4 protein-coding genes are annotated in these 4,937 nt (G+C 66.0%); 2 read left to right on the top strand and 2 right to left on the bottom strand.

Annotated features, from left to right (window positions below; translation table 11 throughout):
• The first annotated feature begins 298 nt into the window (after positions 1 to 298).
• Complete coding sequence (locus tag EOA33_RS24160) at positions 299 to 724, top strand: hypothetical protein (RefSeq protein WP_127406765.1); 426 nt, start codon at positions 299 to 301, stop codon at positions 722 to 724.
• A 62-nt stretch (positions 725 to 786) separates the two neighbouring features.
• Here the strand turns inward: EOA33_RS24160 and EOA33_RS24155 are convergent, their stop codons facing one another.
• Positions 787 to 1,140 (bottom strand): DUF1304 domain-containing protein, encoded by a 354-nt coding sequence (locus EOA33_RS24155; RefSeq protein WP_127406764.1) that lies wholly within the window; start codon positions 1,138 to 1,140, stop codon positions 787 to 789.
• Between the two features lie 152 nt (positions 1,141 to 1,292).
• Here EOA33_RS24155 and EOA33_RS24150 point away from each other — a divergent pair, with 152 nt between their 5' ends.
• Positions 1,293 to 2,777, top strand: coding sequence for a carboxypeptidase M32 (locus tag EOA33_RS24150; protein WP_126057849.1), 1,485 nt, complete (start codon positions 1,293 to 1,295; stop codon positions 2,775 to 2,777).
• A gap of 153 nt (positions 2,778 to 2,930) precedes the next feature.
• On the opposite strand, the gene EOA33_RS24145 is transcribed toward EOA33_RS24150, so the two are convergent.
• Positions 2,931 to 4,733 carry an ABC transporter transmembrane domain-containing protein gene (locus tag EOA33_RS24145; RefSeq protein ID WP_127406763.1) on the bottom strand — a complete coding sequence of 601 codons (1,803 nt, stop codon included), beginning with the start codon at positions 4,731 to 4,733 and terminating at the stop codon, positions 2,931 to 2,933.
• Positions 4,734 to 4,937 lie beyond the last annotated feature (204 nt).

Raw genomic sequence — 4,937 nt, 5'->3', positions numbered from 1 at the left:
CACCGACGAGGCGCGCAGCAAGAACCGCCGCATCGAGCTGAAGCTCACTGAACGGTGATCGCGTATCACGAGAATTTGTTCACAGACTCAACGCTAGGGCGCAGATACGTGACCGGCAAGTCCTGAAAACATTATCTTTTTTTAATTACACTTCGCGGCTGGGCGCTCCTAGCTTGCCGCGCAGGGCCGAGAACCGCCGGCGATGCCTCCCATCGCGGCACGACGGAACCGACGGCCCACAAGGTCGGAAAGCGGAGCGGCGCGGCCGCTCCCTTCCCCAGCAAAAGGATGCGCCGCCATGCGCGTTTCATTCTCTCTCAGGACTGCCACGCTTGCCGCAATTCTCGTCACGGCCCCGCTCGCCGGCGCTTACGCTGCCGGACATCACAAGGGCGCTCTCGACGCGCCCGATCCCACCGATTTCACCGGTCCGCGCGTGACAGGCCTGATCGAGCAGGTGCAGGGCCTCGACCAGGGCATCACCGATGCGCGGCAGCAGAATGCGATTACGCCGGCCGAGGCACAGACGTTGCGCATGCGCGCCGCCCAGATCAGCCAGGCCGCCGCGAAAACGGCCGCCGCGGATCATGGCAGGATACCGGCAGCGCAGTATCATGATTTGCTGCGCCGTCTCGACGATGTTGACCAGGCGCTTCGCATCGACACCGGGGCCGGCTTCCTGATGGGCGACGGCGCGGACGGCGGGCACTATCCCAACGGCTGATCGCTCGACCCGAGGAAGGGACACCTGGCGCCCGAGGGAACTCCGTCCCAAGGGCGTCCTTTTTACCAGCCCAGCCAGAGCGCGATGATGCCAAGCGCGGCCGGCACGGTCTGGATGAACAGGATCTTCCTGCCGACGGTCGCCGCGCCGTAGAGGCCCGCGATGGCGACGCAGATCAGGAAGAACATCCTGACCTGGAAGCCGGCCGCGCCGAGGTAGAGCCCCCAGACCAGGCCGGCGGCGAGGAACCCGTTGTAGAGCCCCTGATTAGCGGCCAGCACCTTGGATGCCTTGGCAAAATCCGGCGTCAGCCTGAATGCCTTGTGGCCCTGCGGCGTATCCCACAGCACCATCTCCAGATAGACGATGAAGCAGTGGATCAGCGCCACCAGAGCGACCAGTATGTTGCCGATCATTTTCCCCCTCCGCTTTCGCTGCCAGCATTGATCACGCGCGGGCTCGTCCGCGCAAGATGGTTTGAGCACCCTGCGCGGCAGGGTTGCCAAGGCTGGCGCGTTGGTATCTTTTCGCGCCGTCCAATTCGATAGCTGACCAGACCGGAGCCGCCATGTCCTTTCAGAAACTCGACGACCTCGGCCACAAGCTCGAAGCGCTGGAGCATGCGCTCGCCATCCTCGGCGCCGACGAGGCGACGCATATGGCGGTCGGCGGCGGCGAGAAGCGCGCCGAGGCGATGTCGGCGCTCGCCGGGATGCTGCATGCCCGGGCGACGGCGCCGGAGATCGGCGACTGGATCGCTGCGGCGGAAGAGGAGGCCCTGAACGAGGAGCAGCAGGCGGCGGTCAGGGAGCTGCGCCGGCAATACACCAACATGACCTGCCTGCCGGTCGAGTTCGTCGAGCGGCAGACGACGGCGCGCATGCGCTCCGAGCAGCTCTGGCGCGACCTGCGCGCCAAAAACGACTGGGCGGGTTTCCAGCCGGCGCTGGAAGGCGTGATCGCCCTGGTGCGCGAGGAAGCGGCCTTGCGCGCCGATGCGCTTGGGCTCGATCCCTATGACGCGCTGATGGAGCAATATGACCCCGGCAACCGCGCCGTCGACATCACGCCGGTCTTCGCGGAGCTGAAGGCCTTCCTCAAGGGCTTCGTGCCGGAGGCGCTGGCGTTGCAGGAGGAGCGGCTGGCGAAGCATCCGCTGAAGCCGCTTTCCGGCAACTATGCGATCGAGCGTCAGCGCGAGCTCGGCCTTGCCATGATGGCGGCGGTCGGTTTCGACCTCACCCATGGCTCGCTGTCGGTGTCGCATCACCCCTTCTGCGGCGGCGTGCCGAGCGACGTGCGCATCACCACCCGCTACAAGACCACCGATTTCCTGTCGGCGCTGATGGGCGTGCTGCACGAGACCGGCCATGCGCTTTACGAGCAGAACCTACCCAAGGCCTGGGCGCACTGGCCGCTTGGCAAGGCGCGCGGCATGGCCGTGCACGAAAGCCAGAGCCTGTTCGTCGAAAAGCAGGTCGGCCGCAATCCGGCCTTCTGGCGCTGGGCCCTGCCGGTGGTCGAGAAGCATCTCGGCGAGACCTGGTCGATCGACGACATCCTGCCGCATGTGCACCGGGTCGAGCGCGGCCTGATCCGCGTCGATGCCGACGAGGTCACCTACCCGCTGCATGTCATCCTGCGCTACGAACTGGAGCAGGAACTCGTCTCGGGACGGCTGGAGGTTGCCGACCTGCCCGAGGCCTGGGACGGCAGGATGCGCAACTATCTCGGCCTGTCGACCCTGGACAATCCAGCCGACGGACCGATGCAGGATGTGCACTGGCCGGGCGCCGCCTTCGGCTATTTCCCGTCCTATACGCTAGGTGCCATGATGGCGGCACAGCAATGGGCGGCGCTGACCCGTGAGCATCCGTCCGCCGACGACGACCTCGCCAGGGGCGACTTCAGCGCCATCAACGCCTGGCGGCGTGAAAGGATCTGGTCGCAGGGGTCGCGCTGGTCGACCCCAGACCTGCTCGAACGCGCCACCGGCGAGAAGCTCAATGCAACGTATTTCACGGAGCATCTGCGCAAGCGCTATGGCAACTGAGCCCGCCTGAAAGCACTGGCTGCCAACGATCTCGCCAAGAACTTTCCGATCAAGGCCGCCGACCTCGGCACCGACCTGCCGACGCCGACCATGGTGGACCGCGCCGGCCCGAACGGCGGCTTGCCGCACTGAACTGAATGAAAACCGAGGCGATTATTCAGCCGCGCCTTTGAAGGCGCTGGCGCCGGTCTCGAACTGCAGCTTGGCCAGCCGCGCATAGATGCCGCCCTTGGCGACCAGGCTCTGATGCGTGCCTTCCTCGACAATGCGGCCGCCTTCCATGACAAGAATCCGGTCGGCCCTCAGCACCGTCGCCAGCCGGTGGGCGATGACGATCGTGGTGCGGCCCTGCATGAGGCGCTCAAGCGCCGTCTGCACCAGCGTCTCGCTTTCGGCGTCGAGCGCCGAGGTCGCCTCGTCGAGCAACAGGATCGGTGCGTCGCGCAGGATGGCGCGGGCTATCGCCACGCGCTGGCGCTGGCCGCCGGACAGCGTCACCCCGCGCTCGCCGACCTGGCTCTCATAGCCCTTGTCCAGCTTGAGGATGAATTCGTCGGCGAGTGCTGCCTTCGCCGCCGCCTCGATCTCAACATCACTGGCGCCAGGCCGGCCGAAGCCGATATTGTCGCGAGCGCTGGCGGCGAAGATGGTGACGTCCTGTGGCACGATGGCGATGCGCTGCCTGATCGCCACCGGATCGGCCTCGCGCAAATCGATGCCGTCGATGACGATGCGGCCGGTCTCGGGGTCGTAGAAGCGCAGGATCAGCGAAAAGACGGTGCTTTTACCCGCGCCGGAAGGGCCGACGATGGCCACCGTCTCACCGGGCTTCACCTGGAAGCTGAGGCCATGCACGGCGGCACGGTCCGGGCGCGCCGGATAGGAGAAGGAGACGTCGTCGAAGCTGATCGCGCCTTTCGCCTTTGCCGGCAGCGGCCGCGGATCGGCGGGCGGCTGGATCGCCGGGCTCTCGGCCAGGATCTCGGTCAGCCGCTCGGCTGCCCCGGCCGCCTGTGCAAGCTCGCCCCAAACTTCCGACAGCGCGCCGAGCGCGCCGGCCGCGAACACCGAATAGAGCAGGAACTGGCCGAGCGTGCCCGGCGACATCGCGCCGGAGAGCACGTCGCGCGAGCCGAACCACAGCACCGCCACCACCGAGGAAAAGATCATGAAGATGGCGAAGAAGGTGAGGAAGGAGCGCGCGAAAACCGAGGCGCGCGCCGCCTCGAACGCGGCCTCCACGGCGCCGGAGAAGCGCCCGGTGACCAGCTTCTCGTTGGTGAAGGCCTGCAGGGTGCGCACAGCGCCGATCTGCTCGCTGGCATAGGCGGTGGCGTCGGCCAGCGTGTCCTGCGCCTGCCGCGACTTGCGCCTGACCGAACGGCCGAAGGCGACCAGTGGCAGCACGATGAGCGGGATGGCAGCGATGACCAGGCCGGACAGTTTCGGGCTGGTGAACACCATCATCGCCACGGCGCCGAGACCGAGGATGACGTTGCGCAGCGCCACCGAGGCGGTGGCGCCGACCGCCGACTTCACCTGCGTGGTGTCGGCGGCAAGACGCGACACGATCTCGCCCGACTGGGCCGTGTCGAAGAAGGCCGGCGACAGCGTCGTAACATGAGCGAAAACGTCGCGGCGGATGTCGGCGACCACCCGCTCGCCGAGGGTGATGACGAAATAATAGCGGCTGGCCGAGGCCGCAGCCAGCAATGCGGCCATCACCACCAGCATGGCGAAATATTCAGCGATGAATTTGGAATCGGAGGCGGAAAAGCCATGGTCGATCATACGGCGCACGGCCATTGGCAAGGCCAGCGTCGTTGCCGCCGCTACGACCAGCGATATGATCGCGCCGATGACCATCTTGCGGTAGCGGAAGATGTAAGGATAAAGGCGTCTCAGAGGGCCGAGCGAGCGTCTGCGCCCGTCTTCCTCGCCACTGATGTTCGCCATGACCGTTTCCTCTGGCCACCTTCGGCTATGCGCTTCGAATATGCGCGTGCCGCGGCCTTGTGATTCAATTCCGGCTGATGTATAGGCTCGCCGACCGTTTTAGAAGCCGCGGCTCCTCAATAGCTGCGGCTTCGAGTTTTAAAAAGGGGCGCATCGACGCAGGCCTTGGGCCCGTCGGCAGCGCCGGTAAGCCAGGAACAGAAC

It is taken from the genome of Mesorhizobium sp. M4A.F.Ca.ET.050.02.1.1 (genome assembly GCF_003997725.1).
Classification (GTDB): domain Bacteria; phylum Pseudomonadota; class Alphaproteobacteria; order Rhizobiales; family Rhizobiaceae; genus Mesorhizobium.
Note: the sequence above shows the minus strand (reverse complement) of the source record. Positions and strands in the feature narration are given on the sequence as shown.